The sequence below is a fragment of the Mediterraneibacter sp. 210702-DFI.5.30 genome, from assembly GCF_020560115.1.
GTDB lineage: Bacteria > Bacillota > Clostridia > Lachnospirales > Lachnospiraceae > Mediterraneibacter > Mediterraneibacter faecis.
This window is the reverse complement of the sequence record NZ_JAJCME010000002.1, coordinates 308,115-327,549: the sequence shown is the minus strand read 5'-3', so window position 1 is coordinate 327,549 and position 19,435 is coordinate 308,115. Positions and strand designations below refer to the sequence as shown.

The following is a 19,435-nucleotide window of genomic DNA, read 5'->3' as shown; positions in this document are numbered from 1 at the left end:
AACATACCAATTCATGAAGTTGGTGTTGGGCAGGTAAGAGGACTGTTTTATTTTAAATATCGCATCAAAATAAACGATGAAAAACAAATTACAAAACTATTTCCCAATGATCAGAACCAAAGGACAAGTGCTTGAAGAAATCCGGAATAGCCCGAAAATGTGGAAGACATTTTGCGGTTGGGAAGAAAAATACCAACAGGAATATCTTGACATTTGCACTGGTGTAAAAGGTGTAAAACTTCTCTATGATACCTATTTTAAAGTTATTATGAATCCGGATACCAGACCCGAAAGGTTAAATGATTTTCTATCAGAAATACTGGGAAGAAAAATTAGAATTTTAAAAGTACTTCCGAATGAATCAGCGCGTATTGCAGCAGAGAGCTCCTTATTGATTATGGACATTGTTGTTCAGTTTGAAGATGGCAGTATAGCAAATGTTGAAGTACAAAAAATGGGATATTTATTTCCCGGACAGAGAAGTGCCTGTTATTCTTCTGATTTATTGTTACGACAGTATAAACGAGTGCGCGCAGAATTAGGAAATTCATTTACTTATAAGAGAATTCAGAAAGTCTATACAATTGTATTATTTGAAAAGAGCAGCGCTGATTTCCGCAGGTTTTCGAAAGAAATATATATTCACCATTGCGAACAAAAAAGTGATACAGGAGTAGAAGTGAATTTACTGCAAGAATATACTTTTATATGTCTTGACATTTTTAGTGACATCATTCAAAATGAAAACAGAAAGATAAAAAACAGATTGGAAGAGTGGCTCGTATTTCTCAGTCAGGATGATCCGGAGATGATTATAAAACTTTTGAATCAAAATTCGGATTTTCAGAAGATTTATGAAGAAATCTATACACTCTGTCTTAATATGGAAGGAATGATGGAGATGTTTTCGAAAGAACTTGAGATTTTGGATCGTAATACAGTAAAGTTGATGATTGACGAGATGGAAGAAGAATTGGCACAAGTAAAGGCAAGTGTTGCAAAACAGGTCGAAGAACAAGTGGCAGAGAAGGTAGCCGAACAGGTGGCTCAAGCGAAGGAGAGCATTGCAAGAGAACTAGAAGAAGAGAAGCAAAAGATAGAAGAAGAAAAGCAAAGAGCGGAAGAAGAAAAACAAAGAGCAGAAGAAGAAAAACAAAGAGCTGATAAAGCAGAAGAGGAAAATATGAGATTAAGAAAGAAATTGATGGAATTGCAAAAATTGTAATAAGGTAGATACAAAAAATTAAAAAAACTTAGAAAAATTTAAATTTGTGCTTGCATATCTCTGATACGTATGATAAGATATAACTCGTGTCAGAGATAACACAAGACACGCGGGTGTAGTTCAATGGTAGAACACCAGCCTTCCAAGCTGGATACGTGGGTTCGATTCCCATCACCCGCTTTTTTTGTACCCGTTTTTAAAAAAGAAGGAGGCCAAGAACATGAAAACAGCAATTACAATCGCCGGAAGTGACTCTAGCGGAGGCGCAGGAATCCAGGCTGATATCAAGACAATGATCACCAATGGAGTATATGCAATGAGTGCGATTACTGCATTGACAGCGCAGAATACAACAGGTGTTACTTCTATATTAAATGCAACACCGGAATTTTTAGGACAGGAGCTTGACAGTATCTTTACAGATATCTATCCGGATGCCGTAAAGATCGGGATGGTTTCAGATAAAGAACTGATCAAAGTTATTGCAGCGAAGCTGCGTCAGTATGAAGCAAAGAATATTGTAGTAGATCCTGTTATGGTAGCAACAAGCGGAGCGAAGCTGATCAGTGATGATGCGGCGGATACATTGAAGGAAGAATTATTCCCGCTTGCAAGTGTACTGACTCCGAATATTCCGGAGGCAGAGGAGTTGATCGGAAGAAAGATCACAAGTGCAGAAGAGATGATCGATGCGGCGAAAGAAATTTCAGAAAAATATCACTGTGCAGTACTCTGCAAGGGTGGACATAACTTAAATGATGCGAATGATCTGCTATATGCAGATGGAGCGTATCGATGGTTTAACGGAAAAAGAATTGATAATCCGAATACTCATGGTACAGGTTGTACATTGTCTTCTGCGATTGCTTCTAATCTTGCAAAAGGATTCTCCTTGGAGGAGTCTGTGGAGCGTGCGAAAGAGTATATCTCTGGGGCACTTGCAGCAATGCTTGACCTTGGGAAGGGAAGCGGTCCAATGGATCATGGATTTGCTATCCAGAATGAATATACAAAAGAAGCAGAGGCATAAACTATGGAAAAAAGAACATCATTATTTGAGAACGGATTAATCTGGTTTGGAGCAGGAGTCTCCATTGCTGAGATTCTTACAGGGACATATTTTGCAGCTCTTGGATTTGGCAGAGGGCTGGCAGCCATTCTGGTAGGACATGTGATTGGATGTATCATGTTGTTTCTGGCTGGAGTGATTGGCGGTAAGACAAGAAAAAGTGCCATGGAGACAGTAAAAGACAGCTTTGGAAGTCATGGAGGACAGCTTTTCGCAATCCTGAATGTGCTTCAGCTTGTCGGATGGACTGCAATTATGATCTATGATGGAGCACTGGCAGCAGGAGGCATCTTTACAGTGGGACACTGGGTATGGTGTCTGGTAATAGGTGCATTGATCATTGTATGGATTCTGATCGGAATTACAAATCTTGGAAAGGTAAATACAGTTGCGATGGCAGCACTTTTTATTCTTACATTGATTCTTTTTAAGATTATTTTCTTTGATGGAACTGTAGTTGCATCCATTACCGATGAGACATTTTCCTTTGGAGCAGCAGTAGAACTTGCGGTTGCAATGCCATTGTCCTGGCTTCCGTTGATCAGTGATTATACAAGAGAGGCGAAAGAACCTGTGAAGGCAACCGCAGTCAGTACAGTTGTTTATGGAGTTGTAAGCTGTTTTATGTATCTGGTCGGAATGGGTGCTGCATTGTTCACAGGAGAAAGTGATATCGCACAGATCATGGTAAAAGCAGGACTTGGAATCGCAGGTCTTCTGATTATTGTATTTTCAACAGTTACAACCACTTTCCTGGATGCTTATTCAGCAGGAATTTCAAGTGAATCCATCTTTGCAGGACTTAAAGGAAAATACGTTGCTGTAGTTGTAACAGTGATCGGTACCATCGGAGCAATTGTCTATCCGATGGACGATATCACAGATTTCCTGTATCTGATCGGCTCTGTATTTGCGCCAATGATCGCAGTGCAGATTGCAGATTTCTTTATTCTGAAAAAGAAAAAATCGGAAACCGGATTCGATTGGTATAATCTGTTGATCTGGCTGGCCGGCTTCATTTTATACCGTGTTCTGATGAATATTGATATGCTGCTTGGAAATACACTTCCGGATATGGTTTTGACAATTCTTCTTTGCATGATCGTGGCAGCAGTAAGAGGAAGAAAGAAAGCATAGCCTTTTAAAGGTCAGCGCGAAGCATAACCTTTGCGGTAAAGACTCCATCTTTATAAGTAAAATTACAAGAACCATCGTTCTTTTCTGCCATTCTGCGGACAGACTGGGTACCGATTCCCAGACCTTTTCGCTTGGTGGAATGGAACAGATGGTTCTTTTCTTTGATCGTTCCGTCAAAATTATTTTCTACCCGGATTAAAAGAATAGAAGCAGAATGTTGATAGATTTCCAACGATATCTGCTGCTGCGCAGCGGTAGTTTTGCGACTGGCTTCCAATGCATTTTCTAATAGATTGGAAAGAATAAGACAGAGATCCATTTCATCTACGGAAAGTTCTTTTGGAAGATCAACACGGGCAGCAAATGGAATTTCTTCTTTTTGAGCAAGCGCATAATAATATCCAATCACGTTATCGACAGACTGATTTTCACAGAAGTGATAAGTAAGGTTTGGAATTTTATCCATTGCATTTTGCAGGTATTCTTTGATCTTTTCTAAATCACCGTCTTTGGCCATGGTGGAAAGTTGTATAAAATGATGACGAATATCATGTCGAGCCTGTCTGGCATCTTCAATCGCACTTCTTAAATTCTCATATCGTTCCTGCTGTACAGAAAGAAAAAGATTTTCCTGCTGAAGTTTTTTGTTTTTATTCAGGATATTAGCCATCATTAAAAACATCGAGTAAAATAATGCAAGGATGAGTAGAAGAGCATAAACAATCACAATGTATCCACGCAGAAAACGCTGCGTGTGCAGGATGGTATTATATTTTGGAATCAAAGCAAGGTTCAATCCGATGACCAGAACCGGGAGAATCCAGAAAACATACCAGGTCGGAGCAAGATTTTCATCTTCTACTATTTCTTTGACTGAATGGGAGGCTGGATACCATACGAGAAGGACGAAAAGAATGCAGAAAAGATTATACAGGATTCCAAAAGTAGAAAAACCGGAAAATGCAAGGTGTCCAGAACCAAAATTCAACATTGCAGAAGCAGCTCTGGAAAGGCTGTTAAAGCAGGAAAAAACTGCACAGACGGCAAGATAGATGCTGACAGATTTCCAAAGTGAAATTAACAAAGTGTTATGGTATAGAACAAGTAGAACAAATAGAAGAGGAAGAAGAACAGATCTTGTTGACAAATGGAATCTATAGCATGCAAAACCACAAAAACAAGAGCATATAATAAGAAGCGGGAGCATCCAGACAGCCAGCTTCTTAGGTGTTTGTTTCAGAGATGATCTTACCGGCAGATAGGCAAGCAGCATACCAGGAATCAAAACTGTAAATTCCAAAGTTTGGAAAATTAAAGTCCGCATCAAAATCCCCCCTTTTGAAATAGATAATCCATAAAGTGTTGTCGTGCAGGTTTGCACAGTTCATATTAAATACAAACGTTTTGACATAGGATTAGTATACCACAGAATGACGATTCGTGCCATTTTCAGACAGTTCATGTCAAAAATATTGAACAATCTGGTATCAAAAATATAATAATAAGAAATATGATTGCCGATAATATAGCAAAATACAAATGAGGAGGAAAAACGGATATGAAAACAATAAAAAGGATAATGGCAGCGCTCATATGTATGACGATAGCACTTACGGGGATTCCAATCAGTGTAAAAGCGGCAGATTCCAGTGGAACGCTGGACACAAATATGGAGACGAACAGTGAATTATTTATTACATTGGAAGAAAATACAGATTATCGTTGGAATGTAAATGACAGTGGCGAGAAAGGAAGCGATGTACATTTGGATACCGGAGAAGGCGGTAATTGCCGTTTTCGTCTGGATAAAATAGAAAACGGATGGTATGGAATTAAACACATTAAGGTGAATGGAACAGATCGTTTCGCAGATGTAGAAGATGAAAGTAAAGATAGCGGTGCAAAGATACATGTATGGGAAAGTAATGATGAGAAAGTCAAAGGAAAAGAGCATCGTCAATTTGCATTTTATTATCTTGGAAATGATGCAAACGGAAATAAAAGATATTATATAAAGAATAGAAAAAGTGGAAGATGGCTTGGATACTCAGGAAATTTGAATAATAATAATCCCAATATTATTCAGACAGAAGAAAAAGATAGAAAAGTCTGGCTGGTTACAAAATCGGTGGTTCCGCTCACAGGAAAGGAAACTCAGATTTTAAAAGATGGAGATAAAAGTGTAGTTTCTGAAATCTATAAAGCAGAAACACATGAAGCAATAAACAGGCCTTCAAATGAGTCACTCCCAGGAACACAGTTACTTTTTCTAGAACAGGGGATCGCCAGTAAATGGAAACTGGTTTGGTATCCAGACTATCAGGCATATAGAATTGAAGCTATATCGGATGGAGAGAAAGATACCAATTATGCGATAGATGTTCTGGGAGAATCAGGTTGTGCAAATACAATAGTACATATCTGGAATAAGGAAAGTTTTGACAGAAATCAAAATACCAGCCAACTGTGGCGCTTCTTTAGACAGGATGATGGAACATATAAAATCATGAATGCCAGAAGCGGTATGTATCTAAAAGAGGGGATTGGCGAGACATGGATTGGTCATACAGCGACGGCTATGAATGTGTCAATTTTGGCAGGAAGTACAAATGATACGGCTTACGGTTACGCAGATGAATGGATGGCAGATATTCCAGATGATGCACTATTATCTTCTGTAAATATTCCGGCAACACATGATACAGGAACAGCAGGGGTTGTACAAGACCTTGTTGCAAGTTTATCACTCACATCTTGTCAGAATCTTTATTATGATGAGCAGTTGAATGTGGGAGCACGTAGTTTTGATATTCGTGGAAATGCAACAAAAGACGATGCTTCTGCGGCAGACGTGAAGATTATACATGGAGGCGATACATGGCAGTGTCAGGAAAAAGACGGAAGTGATCTTACATTACAGTCAATCTTTAATACATCACTTGCTTTTTTGGAAAAACATCCTTCAGAAACAATTATTCTTACGATAAAACCGGATGATGGTTCTACAGTAGGAATGGAGCATGCAGTTGCAGAATTTGTGAAAAATCATCAGGATAAAGTGTACACTGAGGGAGACATTCCATCAATGAAGGAAGCTCGTGGAAAAATTGTACTTATCCGAAGATTTAAATTAACTCAAAATTATGAAGCCTGGCAGACGCGTGCAATGGGACTTGATCTTACCAATTGGGATGATGTGAGTTATAGAGATTATAAGTATGCATATAAAACATATGATGATGGAAAAAATCGAGTGTATATCCAGGATGCATATAATACATATGACTGTGATATTTATTCAAAGAAGTGGGAATATATAGCAGGAACAATGAAACAGACAACAGGAATAGATACAAGTCATCCAATTGATTCTAATTCATGGGTATTTAATTATACTTCCTGTGCAAATGGAATTCCGTTGAATATGACAAGAGATATCAATTCGGATTTATATAAAGATAAGGAGAATTGTATCGATAACCGATTCCTTGGAACAGTAATGCTTAACTTTATTGATGAACCAATGTCACGGTTGATCTATGAGACAAACAGCAACATGATATTTGAACCAAAACTTCCTACACCGGAAGTAGAGGTTGAATATGGTCAGACACTGGCAGAAGCTACATTGAAGGGGATTGAAAATGCACCGGCAGGAACATGGAAGTTTGAAGATGCAACCCATGTTGTAACAGATCAGGAAGTAACAGATCAGACAAAATTTGAATTGACCTTCCTGCCGGCAGATAATAAAAAATACAAAAATGTTACTATGTGGGTTCCGGTAAAAACAGTGAATAAGTCAGAAGTGATCACAGCGTATCTCGGATATGAAGAAATTTCCTATGGTGAAACTCCGAAGATGTCATACGTTGTTGCACCAACGGAAACACTGAGCGCAGATGAAGTGGAAGAACTTTTTGCAAATGTTACGGATGAAATGAGAATCCAGGAGACAGGACAGTCATTAAATGAGATAATCGATGCAGGAAGCTATAAGATTGATTGTCCGGAAACAGTAGGCGGATTCAAGGTAAACTGGATTCATTTGAAAGAATACGATCTTGATATCAATCCAGTGAACACAATGGAAACAACAGGTTCCAAAAGCAGCACAGCAGAAAATACTACATTCGAAAATGGAGCAGTCAGTAGTGCACAGAGAATCATTGTCCGTGCAGAAAAGAAAACAAAGACATATGGAGATGAGTTGACCAGCGCAGATCTTACATTTACGATCAGTGATTCAGAAAGGGCGAAACTTCTTCCAGGAGATACTGTTGAAAGTCTCGGACTGACATTGAAAGCAACAACCATCGAACCGGAAGATATTCTGACAGGAAGCACAACAGATGCAGATGGAGATGACATTCTTGGCGCATATGGAAATGCAGGAAGATATGTTATCCTGAAAGACAATGCGACAAATACGAATTATGATGTTGTAGTTCTTCCGGCATTCCTTAATGTATCACCAAAGGAAGCAGAGATAGAATGGAATGAGGCAGCACAGTATACATATACAGGAAATGCATGTGGAATAGAGGCAAACGTGAAAGCAGACAGCCTTTTAGAAAAGGATAGTTGTGCGATTAAAAAACTGCTCAATGCAGATCATACAGAAGTTGGAAATTACAAGGCGCTTGCAATAGGTTTGACCAATGAAAACTATATCTTTTCCGGCACAAACCGCGTGCATGTATGGGAATATGAGATTTTGCAGGCAGATCCGGAAGTGACTTTCCCAGCAGCAGAAGTGATTTATGGAGACAGCTTAAAGAAAGCAACACTTTCCAGTCAGTCGGGAGAAGGTGTATTCCGTTTTGCAGACGATACGACAATGCTTACAGTAGCAGAGGATCAAAGTGAACAAGAGATGATCTTCACACCGGCTAATCCGAACTACAAGACAGTTACGTCAAATATTTCTGTAACAGTAAAACCGAGAAGCATTACGATCAGACCGGACCGTACGGAGAAAGAATATGGACAGACAATCACAGAGTATACCTGGTCAATCAGTGAGGGAAGTCTGGCAGGAGATGATCAGATAGAGGATCTGAAAATAAATGTCACATTGACCGCAGGAGATGCAGAAAAAGAAAACTGTACGGTCGGTCTTTATGATATTACAGAAAAAACTCCGCTGACAGCAGATAATGCGAATTACGCAGTACTGTTTAAACCAGGGACACTGCAGGTACAGCCAAAACCTCTGGGCGTTGCATGGAATACGGACGGAACTGTGATTTATACAGGGAAAGAAGCAAATGTGTCTGCAGAATTTACAGGGGTATTGTTCGAAGATGACTGCAAGGCGGTTGTAGAAGGTGGAAATGAAATCAAGACCGGAACATATACAGCCACCATTGTCGGAATGAGTGGTGAACAGAGTGATAATTATGTGCTTCACGGAGAGGATACAGACTATCAGATAGATTACCAGATTGTGAAGAAAGAAGAAACAAAGAATCCAACCGATTCAAAGGAAACATCGACAGGTACTGCAGGAAAGAAACCAACAGGAACTTCAGTGTCAGGAAAACAGGTGAAAACAGCAAAGACAGGAGACAGCATCAGCTACATCTGGATTCTGATGACTGCAGGATCAATTGCAGTGATCGGTGGAATGATTTATGTTATTAGAAGAAGAAAACAGAAGTAAAATTAAAGTGAATCTATAAACGATAGATAGAAAGGTGTCAGGCATATGGGGAAGCTGTTATTTTAAACTTCGGCCTGACACCTTTTATTGAAAAAAAGATGAAATTAGTATATTATGAAAACAGATGCGGTATATCTTAAACATGTAATAAAAAGTGTTTCTGACCGCAATGTGTTGAGAGAAAAGGAGAGTGAGAAATGAGTGAATTAAGTAAAAAAGCAAGAAATAGAACAAGGGTCCAGATGGTACTGACAATGTTGGTTATTGTTTCCGTTATCAGACAATTCTTTCTGGGAAACTATCACAATATGTTTCTTGGAATTCTAACATTGATTTTGTTTATGGTGCCACAGTTTATCGACAAGAAACTTGGAGTGACAATCCCGGTTGGTCTGGAAACGGTTATTCTGATCTTTATCTTCTCAGCAGAGATACTTGGAGAAATCAATGCATTTTATGTAAAGATTCCGGTATGGGATACTATTTTGCATACAACGAATGGATTCCTGATGGCGGCAATCGGGTTTGCACTGATTGATTTATTCAACCGAAGTGATCGATTCTCAATTAAGATGTCCCCATACTTTGTGGCATTTTTTGCATTTTGTTTTTCAATGACAGTTGGTGTTTTGTGGGAGTTCTTTGAATTCAGTATGGATTGGTTTTTCGGATTGGATATGCAGAAAGACTGGATCGTTCCGGCAATCAATTCAGTGAAGCTGAATCCGACAGGAGCAAATATCCCAATCCATGTAGATGTTCAGTCTGTTGTGATCAACGGTGAGACTTGGAATCTGGGCGGATATCTTGACATTGGAATCGTAGATACAATGAAAGATCTTATGGTGAATTTTGTCGGAGCTGTTGTATTTTCTGTGATTGGAATTTTATATTTGAAACATCGTGGAAAAGGAAAACTGGCAGCTTCCTTAATTCCACAGGTGAGAGATACGGATGCAGAAGTATCTGAAAAATAGAAAACGTAAAGGACAGATTGATGAACAGTCAAAAAGAAATTAGAAATATAAAGATAAAAAATCAGTTAGAGCTCTGGCTGTTCTGTGCAATTATCGGTGCAGTTGCCGGCGGATTGGTCTGGGCACTTTTGAAGATCATGGCAGTCGGGATGAATCTTATCTGGGAATGGGTTCCGGAACATTTTTCATTACCATACTATACGATAGTGGTCTGTGTGATCGGTGCATTTTTTGTCGGTGTCTTCCGGAAGATGTTCGGAGATTATCCGGAGGAAATGGAAACTGTTATGGCAAAAGTGAAAACGGAGAAGCATTATGATTATAAAAATATGCTTGTCATGATGATCGCAGCAGTGCTGCCGCTTTTAATCGGAAGCAGTGTAGGTCCGGAAGCCGGGCTTACCGGAATTATCGTCGGAATGTGTTACTGGGCAGGAGATAATCTGAAGTTTGCCAGACAGCATGCGAAGGAATACTCCCAGATCGGGGTAGCAGCATCCTTAAGTGTTTTATTCCATGCTCCGCTATTTGGATTGTTTGAAGTGGAAGAGAACACTTTAGAAGAGAATAATTCAGAACAAACTGTTGTTCCGGCAGGAATTTCATCAAAGATATTTATTTATGGAATCGCAATTGCTGCTGCAACAGGTATTTATGCAGGACTTTCCGAAGTATTCGGTTCAGGACTTTCGGGTTTTCCAAGCTTTGAGGCAGTTGAGATCGGAAAGATGGACTATGCATTAATACTTCTCTATATTATTGCAGGATGCGTGTTAGCTGTTTTTTATGAAAAGACACATCAGATAACGAAGAAAACTGCGAAAAAGGTACCGGCAGTTCTTCGAGAAGTTCTCGCAGGAATTTGTCTTGGAATCTGTGGAATGTTAATCCCGGCAGTTATGTTTTCGGGAGAAGAACAGATGGGAGTGTTGATGAAAGAGTATAGTCAATACCTTCCGTTAGCACTGATCGGAGTTGCATTTTTGAAAGTGCTTCTCACAAATATTTGTATACAGTTCGGTTTGAAGGGAGGACATTTCTTCCCGGTTATCTTCGCAGGTGTATGCATGGGATATGGCGTGGGAATGCTGATCTGCGGAAATGCAGAGAGTCATCTTGTTTTCGCATCTGCAATTGTTACAGCGGCGCTTCTAGGTGGAACGATGAAAAAGCCGTTAGCCGTTACAATGCTTCTGTTTCTATGCTATCCGGTGAAATTGTTCGTATGGATTTTTGTGGCTGCGGCAGCAGGCAGCAAATGCCTATCCTTATTTGATAAGAGAAAAGTGGAAAACAAAAATTCCGTTGAGTGAAAACTCAGCGGAATTTTTTTACCCTTTTTGAGATGTCTTCCAGTTCTTCTTTGGAAAGTTCCGGGAGACGTTCTAATTTATCCAGGAACATCATTGCCGTTTCACGACGCTGCATCTCTACAATCTGTCCGTAATAATTGACAACAACACCGGTAACGATTGCAACAACGAAGATCGTGTAGATTGTGACAAGTACAGAAACCAGTTTGCCAATGAAAGTTATGGCAACAATATCGCCGAACCCGGCGGTAGAAAGTACCGCATAGCAATACCAGAGGGCATCTCCATAGTGGTTGATGTCAGGCTCTACCAGCTGAATGATGGCTGCGGATACAAAGAGAAATACGATATAACCGGAAAGAATCTGGGTTGCTTTCGTGCGTTTTAAGATCATCCATAAAAGTTTTAGCTTTTTCATATATTAACGGCTCCGTTTCATAAATTTCAGATAAATTAATTATATCATGAAATGGAGTCAAAAGAATAGTTAGATAAAATTTATTCTACGGTTTTCATTTTACTGCCTTTATTCAGAATTCCATTAAAGCGGCTCATGAATGTGATTGTTGTGATTGTGGCTGCAACAATATCACTGATCGGTTCTGCAAGAAAGACTGCAAAAACCTTATCCTGAATAAAAAGTGGCAGGATAAAGATCAGCGGAATCAGCAAGATCAGTTTTCTTAAGCAGGCGAGCAGCAGACTGACCTTTGCCTGTCCCAATGCCATGAAACTTTGCTGACATGAAACCTGGAATCCGAGGGAGAAAATACCTGCCATATAGATTCTCAGCGCCCATGCAGTATAAGTGATCAGATCCGTATTGTTGGAAAAGATTCCTGCAAACAGCTTAGGAAACAGCAGCATGATCAGCCAGAAACAGCTGGTGAAAATCGTACAAACCTTAAATTGTGTAAAGAAGGCTTTTTTTACTCGCTCTTTATTGCCGGCACCGAAGTTATAACTCATGATCGGCTGACCGCCCTGGCAGATTCCCTGCAGTGGCAGCGTGGCAAGCTGGCTGACACTCGTAATGATCGTCATGGCTCCGACAGCAAGGTCCCCACCATATCTTGACAGACTGGAAGTAAAGCTGATGGAGAGAATACTTTCTGTAGAAAGCATGACAAAAGTGGAAATACCAAGTGCAAGGCATGGTAAGATAACATCCTTTTGTAATCTGAAATTTTCTTTTCTAAGATGAAGGATCGTCTTCTTCCCGGATAAGAAACGAAGAATCCAAATTGCACCGACAGCCTGACTTAAAACAGTGGCAAGTGCGGCACCTCTTACACCAAGATTGAATACGAAGATAAAAATCGGATCAAGAATGATATTGATCACAGCTCCGATCACAGTAGTCATCATACTGATCTTGGCAAATCCCTGTGTTGTAATAAATGGATTCATTCCCATCACGATTAAGACAAAGATACTTCCAAGGATATAGATTCTTGCGTATGCTACTCCGTATGGCAGTGTCTTCTCGCTGGCTCCAAAAAGTGTCAACAGCTGTGGCGCAAATGTAAAGAAGACTACAGTAAGTATGACAGCCATAAGGATGAGAAGTGCAAAACAGTTTCCAAGGATTTTTTCAGCTGTTTTATTATCTTTTTTTCCCATAGATATTGCAGCACGCGGAGCACCACCGGAACCTGCAAGCATAGCAAAAGCGTTGATCAGCATAAGGATCGGTGTAAATAATCCAACGCCGGTTAATGCCGCGGCTCCAACACCGGAAATGTGTCCGATATAGATTCGGTCTACAATGTTATATAGAAGATTGATGATCTGGGCGACAACAGCAGGAATTGCAAGCTGTGCCAGAAGGCGCGGAATCTTTTCTGTTTCCATCGCCTGAGAATTTGATTTCATGTCCATAACGATTTTCTCCTAAATAGTTTTAAAGTCAAAGAAGATTATACATCTCGTGTAAAGGAAAAAGCAATAAGAAATCCAAAGTCACTATTGTATCAGGAATAGAAACTTTAGAGTTCAATATTGTCAATATTTTACCATATATGCATGATGTGTTGCATTGCAAGGCTGACTACTGTAATACCAACCCAGCAGGAAGCACCGAGAAGGATTGGCTTTCCACCAGATTTGACAAGCTTCACAACATTGCTGTTCAGACCGATCGCAGCCATAGCCATGATAATGAAGAACTTAGACAGTTCTTTCAGCGGAGCAAATACATCCGCATTTACCCCAAGGCTCATGCATACAGTTGTAATGACAGCCGCAATGATAAAGTACAGGATGAACATTGGAAAAGCTCTTTTTAAGCTGAACTTACCGGATGATTTTCCGTCTTTTGCGGCTGATTTCGCACGAATCAGTGAGAGCACAAGTGTGATCGGAATGATTGCAAGCGTACGTGTCAGTTTAACTGTGACAGCAGTATTAAGTGTCTCACTTCCAAGATTCCACATGCTGTCCCAGGTAGAGGCGGCAGCAGTTACGGATGAAGTATCATTGATCGCAGTTCCGGCAAAGACACCGAAAGCATTTCCGCTTGTTGTGTCGAAGCCGAGTGCATTTCCAAGCACCGGGAAAAGTACAGCAGCGATAACATTGAAGAAAAAGATAACAGAAATCGCCTGTGCGACTTCTGTGTCATCGGCGTCAATGACAGGCGCTGTAGCAGCAATCGCAGAACCACCGCAGATGGAAGAACCGACACCAACAAGGATAGATGTGTTGGAAGGAACATTCAGCACCTTGCGGAGCAGCCATGCAATGATCAAAGAGGTAGAAATTGTACTGACGATAATAGGAAGAGACTGCTTTCCTGTCTGTAAGATAACTCCGAGATTCATACCGAATCCAAGCAGAACAACAGCAGTCTGTAAAATAATTTTAGATGTCCATTTAATTCCTGATTCGGCTGTTCCTTTTTCAGTCCAAAAGCAGGTGATCATCATTCCGGCGAGAATCGCAATGACAGGTCCGCCGATTACCGGAAATGCTTTTCCAATCAGCCAGGATGGAATCGCAATCAGAAAGCAGACCAGAATTCCTTTGAAATTTTTTTGAATAAAATTCATGATAGTTTCCTCTCTTAAGTCTTTTGTTACTGTCGCACTATGGGCGTCAGCAACCGTATTTTTATGAAACAATTATAGATTATAACACGGATAAACAATAATAAAAAGTGTATAAATTCTACTATCTATAGGATGAAGGTGTCTGTCCGGTTTTCTTTTTAAAACAAGAACTGAAGTAGTATTGATTTGAATATCCTACTTTCGCACTTATTTCTTTTAGTGAAAGGTTCGTATTTTTCAATAGATTACAGGCCGTTTCAATCCGAATATCTGTGATTACATCCGAAATATTTTGCTGGCGTTGTTTTTTGAACAGAGCACTAAGATGAGCCGGACTAATATGAACATTGTTAGCAATTTCATTTAGACATAAGGTGTTGTCTTGATAATGTTGGTGTATATAATTGATAGTAGCAGTACAAACATGTTCTTGACGACTCTGTGCTGAAAGATTAATTTTATCAGATATTGTCTGGCATAAACTAGAAAGCCATTGGAAGATCTCAGTACTTGTTGAAAAAGAGTCAAGGTGTTGATAGGTTTTAATAATGTCTTTTTCCATGTCATTGCTTCTAATGCCCATATCGCAGAGAAATTTTAGTAAATGTCCCAAAAGCTGATAGATACGTATAAATATAAATTGTTTGTTTTTGTAGTTTTGTGTTAATTCTTCTGAAAATGAAAGAATCCACTTTTCTACTCCGTCCAGGTCATTTTCGCATAAAAGCTGTATTAACTTTTCATGACCGGAAACTTCATATAATTCAGCAGAGTAATCGTTGTCTATAGTATCACCCAGTGTAAATATGTTTTTCTGTGGAAAGAAAAAACGGTATTCCAGTGACTTTAATGCATTGGAATACGAAACAGATAAAGTCCACAAGTATTTGACGATGTTTCCTATTCCGATATTTAATTCGAAAAAGCTGTTTTTATAAAGTTGCAATAATTCTGTTAACAGTTCATAAGATGCATTATAGAAGTATTTCTGATTAGAATAATTGTGAGCAATCACCAATACGATTTCGTCAAAACTTGTTAAAGTATGAATCAGTGAAAAGTGCTCATTGAAAAGTTCTTTTATGGTATCAGACATACTCATTAGTTTTATGTGATACTCTTCAATGCCTTTTTTTTCTTTGATGTCTGTTGCATTTTGTATTTGAATTACAATGGCCTGATAATAATGATAGTCAAGATTCAACTGAAGATAATCGGCATAATTTGAAAGTGTATATCGAGCTTCATCACTTGAAGATTGTATTAATTTATGAAAAAAATTATCGATCATTATAGGGCGGCTTTGTTTTAATATTTCAAGATTCCTCTGTTCTTTATTAAGCATACTAAGAGCATTGCGAATGATTTTCTTTAGATAAGAATAATCAAGCGGTTTTTCTATATAGTCAAATGCACCGAGTCGTATAGCTTGTTTGGCATATTCAAATTTATCAAATGCACTGATAAGTATTATTTTTATAGATGAATTAATCTTTAGTGCATTTTGTGCAAGAGATAAACCGTCTAATTGTGGCATTTCTATATCGGAAATAATTAAATCAACCATATTATTTTGCAGATAATCAAGAGCCTGCTGTCCATCATAGGCTTTGCAAGCGACTTCTGCATTTAAATCAGACCAGTCAATGTTGTGGCAAATACCATCAACAGATATATGGTTGTCATCTATAATCATAATTTTGTACATTAGTAGTCCTCCAGTAATTGCGGAATTCTTATATAAATTGTGGTTCCAGTATCTTTGTTGCTTTCAACTCTGAGTGTACCATGTCCCTGTAAAGAGGAACATATACGTGAATTAATGTTACTTATACCGAAATGTTTTTCGTAGTGAATTTGTTTGGAAACAATACCTTCACGGAGTTCATTTAGTTTCTCAGGAGACATACCAATTCCATTATCAGAAATCATGATTTCTATCATATCATCATCATATCTAATAGAAATATCGATATGCATATGGATTCCATTTCCTTTAAAACCATGTTGAATCGAATTTTCCAATATAGGCTGTAGTGTGAACTTACAAATAAGAAAGTTTTCTATTCCTTCTTCCATATCTATATTCCAATCAAATAAATTATCTTTACATAATGCTTCCATTTCCATATATAATTGTGCAATTTCTAATTCTTTTTTAATAGGAATCAGATCATTGGAGGTGCGTAACAATCCTTTATAAAAAAGCGATAAATCAGCAAGCATTTTATTCGCTTTCGTGATTTCACCAAATGACAACAAATTTTGAACAGATGCTAAAATATTATATAGGAAATGAGGATTGATTTGTGATTGCAGCAACTGATAATTTAGTTTTTCCTCTTGTATTTTTAATTGAAGGTTATTCTCAAAGCTTGAATTCAATTCTGAAATCATGTTAGCACAGGTGACGGTTAGTGAATCTATTTCATCCAAGTGAGTTGAAGAAGATGGAACTAACTTGTCGATCTGCGTCGAATCTATGACATCGTCCATTTTGATTTCCGACATAGAATGAGACAAATGATTGATTTTATTTGTCATTTGATCAGCCACCCAGATAATTGAGAGCATAGTCAGAGGGACAATAATCATGAAACAAATGAAAATCATTTTTACGAGAAAGGATGAACTTTGGCGTATATAATAATCAGGAGTTTCAGTAACAAGAAATAGCTGGTTATGTACCGGTGTGGAAATTATCTCACATTTATCATATGAGAAATGTGATAGTCTCAAGTTTTGTGTGATTGCATGAAGTTTTTCATTGGATAAAGAACCCCCAATTTGTTTCTTATCTGTGCTTGATAATACAACACCCTCGGAATTTATTATATAAGAAAGAGAAGGATTGCCTTCAGAAAATGTGTTTAAGTAGTTGCTTAATTCTTCACTTGTTATGTGAACAGCCAAACAAGTTTTTTGTGAATTGATTTTTGCATACCTATAGCAGGAGAGTACTCCGGAAGGTTCTTCACCTTTGCTGACCATATAAGGGAAGTTAATGTCTTTGCGAAAAATCCAATTAGGAGTAAGCCCTTGTTTTGAAAAATCGCTCAACTGTACCTTATATTTTTTAAGGTCTGATAAAGAACAGAAAGTAAGACCTTCTTTTGAAGCAAAACTATCATCAGGTAAAAAGATATTTACATGATAAATATTAAAAGAATCAGCTGTTGAAGCAATATTATTCCGAACCGCAGAAAGTTTGTCGAGATAATTTGACATAGGTTGTTCTGCTGTTGTACATAACATACATAAATTAAAATGAATAGAATCTTCTAAATTTTCTATTTGAGTCATTCGATTTTCAAGCAGGTGCTGATTTTTTTCACAAGAAATTGCTGTTTCTTTCAGAATCTTGTCTTTAGCTATATTATAAGATATTTTATAAGATATTGTTCCCAATATAAGAAGGGGAAGTATGGCGCAAAGAATAAAGCAAATGATTAGTTTTAAGCGAAAGTGTTCTTTTATAGTATTGATTAGTGACGTAAATAGCTTCATATTATGGAACCGCTCCTTTCAGCTTCATTCTAATAAAAGAAATAATAAAACGCAATAATTTGATTTGAAAAATAAAAAAATTATAAAGTATGCGCAAAATAATATATTTATTTTTAAAGCATTATTTTCTATGATGATATTAACAAATAGTTGTAGATATTAGGTTGCATATTAAAACGCAGGAGGGAAAGAAATGAAAAAAAGAATAGTCAGTGTATTACTTATAGCAACAATGTCTGTTGGACTTTTTAGTGGATGCGGGAAGTCCGGAGGAAACACAGAGGTTAAGCAGAACGAGAATTCAAACAAAATCACCTTGATGACACAGGATACAACTTATGGAAAAGCTTTTGATGAATATATCCATAAAGCGGAGGAAGCAACGGGACTGGAAATTGAAACAATCGCATGCCCGACAAATACAGATGATCGTCAGGCAAAAATAACAACTATATTATCTTCAGGTGATGATAGCATTGATGTCGTTACAATTAATGATGAAATGATGAGTGGATTTAAAAATACAGGTTATCTAGAACCGCTTCAAGACACCGTCATGACACCGGAGATCATGGAAAATTTTCCACAGAAATATATGCAGGAAATGACAATGGTAGGAGACAATGTTTATTCAGTTCCTTGCTTTATGGATGTTCTTGCTTTCTGGGTTGATGAGGAAAAGATGGCAAATGCAGGTCTTACTGAGATTAAGACAAAAGAGGATTTTGAAAAATATGTAGAAGCTAATTCATCGGACGGTAAATACGGATATGGAGATGCGTGGGAAAAAACATATGTATTTAACTCTATCGGAACATTTGTGAATTTGTTTGGTGGAGACTACTACGATTGGACAAATCCTAAAACTCAGGAAGCTGTAAAATTCATGTATGATATGATGAAGAAAAAAGAGACACCTATTTCTCAGCTGGCAGATCAGTACGATCCAATGATGCAGAAATTTTTTGATGGAGAATATGCTTCTATCTTTATGTATGTAGGAGCAATACAGTCTTTTGTTAATTCAGGAAAGTATGGTCCGGATAAACAGCATATTGCCCCTATGCCGACATTTGAAAATAAGGCAGCTTATATTTCTACATGGGGATATGTTTTGAATAGTGCTTCAAAAAATAAAGCAGCGGCGCAGAAATTCCTCAAGTATGCTGCAAGTGAGCAGGGAGAACTTGATTATACAGAAATGACATCCAGACTTCCGGCAAGAACAGACGTGTTGGAAAGTGATGAATTAGCAGCAATGGATTTGCCTGGTTTAGATGAAATAAAAGAGTACGTGGACAATACAGAACTTCTTGCACGTCCTATGGCACCGCAGGCGATGGAGTTTATTAGTGAGATGGGATCTTTATTCCAGCAGTATGTATCTGACGAGTTAACATTAGACTCATTTTGTGAAAAAGCACAAAAGGCAGTTGATACATATGTAGTCAAATAATTAATATATTGTTTTACGTGTTTTACGGGAGGTAAG

At 38.2% G+C, this 19,435-nt stretch carries 13 protein-coding genes and 1 tRNA gene; 8 read left to right on the top strand and 6 right to left on the bottom strand.

Features of this window, described 5'->3' with window-relative positions; all coding sequences use genetic code 11:
- The first annotated feature begins 157 nt into the window (after window positions 1-157).
- From LI126_RS03505 to cytX, 4 genes are all read left to right on the top strand, one after another.
- Window positions 158-1,225 (top strand): Rpn family recombination-promoting nuclease/putative transposase, encoded by a 1,068-nt coding sequence (locus tag LI126_RS03505; protein ID WP_226866203.1) that lies wholly within the window; start codon window positions 158-160, stop codon window positions 1,223-1,225.
- Window positions 1,226-1,334: 109 nt separating this feature from the next.
- Window positions 1,335-1,405, top strand: a tRNA-Gly gene (locus tag LI126_RS03500).
- A 40-nt stretch (window positions 1,406-1,445) separates the two neighbouring features.
- Window positions 1,446-2,255, top strand: coding sequence for a bifunctional hydroxymethylpyrimidine kinase/phosphomethylpyrimidine kinase (gene thiD / locus LI126_RS03495; protein ID WP_015528392.1), 810 nt, complete (start codon window positions 1,446-1,448; stop codon window positions 2,253-2,255).
- Window positions 2,256-2,258: 3 nt separating this feature from the next.
- On the top strand, window positions 2,259-3,431 hold the full coding sequence (cytX, locus tag LI126_RS03490; protein WP_226866202.1) for a putative hydroxymethylpyrimidine transporter CytX: 1,173 nt from the start codon (window positions 2,259-2,261) through the stop codon (window positions 3,429-3,431).
- 4 nt (window positions 3,432-3,435) lie between these two features.
- Here cytX and LI126_RS03485 read toward each other — a convergent pair whose 3' ends face one another.
- On the bottom strand, window positions 3,436-4,755 hold the full coding sequence (locus LI126_RS03485; RefSeq protein WP_227164820.1) for a sensor histidine kinase: 1,320 nt from the start codon (window positions 4,753-4,755) through the stop codon (window positions 3,436-3,438).
- A 234-nt stretch (window positions 4,756-4,989) separates the two neighbouring features.
- Between LI126_RS03485 and LI126_RS03480 the strand changes: the two genes are divergently transcribed.
- From LI126_RS03480 to LI126_RS03470, 3 genes are all read left to right on the top strand, one after another.
- Window positions 4,990-9,096, top strand: coding sequence for a phosphatidylinositol-specific phospholipase C domain-containing protein (locus LI126_RS03480; protein ID WP_227164819.1), 4,107 nt, complete (start codon window positions 4,990-4,992; stop codon window positions 9,094-9,096).
- A gap of 197 nt (window positions 9,097-9,293) precedes the next feature.
- Window positions 9,294-10,073 (top strand): hypothetical protein, encoded by a 780-nt coding sequence (locus tag LI126_RS03475; protein WP_227164818.1) that lies wholly within the window; start codon window positions 9,294-9,296, stop codon window positions 10,071-10,073.
- A 20-nt stretch (window positions 10,074-10,093) separates the two neighbouring features.
- Window positions 10,094-11,386, top strand: a complete 1,293-nt coding sequence (locus LI126_RS03470) for a chloride channel protein (RefSeq protein ID WP_196020085.1) — start codon at window positions 10,094-10,096, stop codon at window positions 11,384-11,386.
- A gap of 4 nt (window positions 11,387-11,390) precedes the next feature.
- On the opposite strand, the gene LI126_RS03465 is transcribed toward LI126_RS03470, so the two are convergent.
- From LI126_RS03465 to LI126_RS03445, 5 genes are all read right to left on the bottom strand, one after another.
- Window positions 11,391-11,804 (bottom strand): potassium channel family protein, encoded by a 414-nt coding sequence (locus tag LI126_RS03465; protein ID WP_015528383.1) that lies wholly within the window; start codon window positions 11,802-11,804, stop codon window positions 11,391-11,393.
- A gap of 80 nt (window positions 11,805-11,884) precedes the next feature.
- A complete protein-coding gene (locus tag LI126_RS03460; RefSeq protein ID WP_196020086.1) occupies window positions 11,885-13,267 on the bottom strand; it encodes an MATE family efflux transporter in 1,383 nt (460 codons plus the stop codon).
- Between the two features lie 131 nt (window positions 13,268-13,398).
- Window positions 13,399-14,436 carry a YeiH family protein gene (locus LI126_RS03455; protein ID WP_227164817.1) on the bottom strand — a complete coding sequence of 346 codons (1,038 nt, stop codon included), beginning with the start codon at window positions 14,434-14,436 and terminating at the stop codon, window positions 13,399-13,401.
- A 121-nt stretch (window positions 14,437-14,557) separates the two neighbouring features.
- Window positions 14,558-16,144: a response regulator gene (locus tag LI126_RS03450; protein WP_055160878.1), complete on the bottom strand. Its 1,587-nt coding sequence runs from the start codon at window positions 16,142-16,144 to the stop codon at window positions 14,558-14,560.
- Window positions 16,144-17,943, bottom strand: coding sequence for a sensor histidine kinase (locus LI126_RS03445; RefSeq protein WP_227164816.1), 1,800 nt, complete (start codon window positions 17,941-17,943; stop codon window positions 16,144-16,146). Before LI126_RS03445 ends, LI126_RS03450 begins: the two co-directional genes overlap by 1 nt.
- A 193-nt stretch (window positions 17,944-18,136) precedes the next feature.
- Between LI126_RS03445 and LI126_RS03440 the strand changes: the two genes are divergently transcribed.
- A complete protein-coding gene (locus LI126_RS03440) occupies window positions 18,137-19,399 on the top strand; it encodes an ABC transporter substrate-binding protein (RefSeq protein ID WP_055160884.1) in 1,263 nt (420 codons plus the stop codon).
- Window positions 19,400-19,435: the final 36 nt, after the last annotated feature.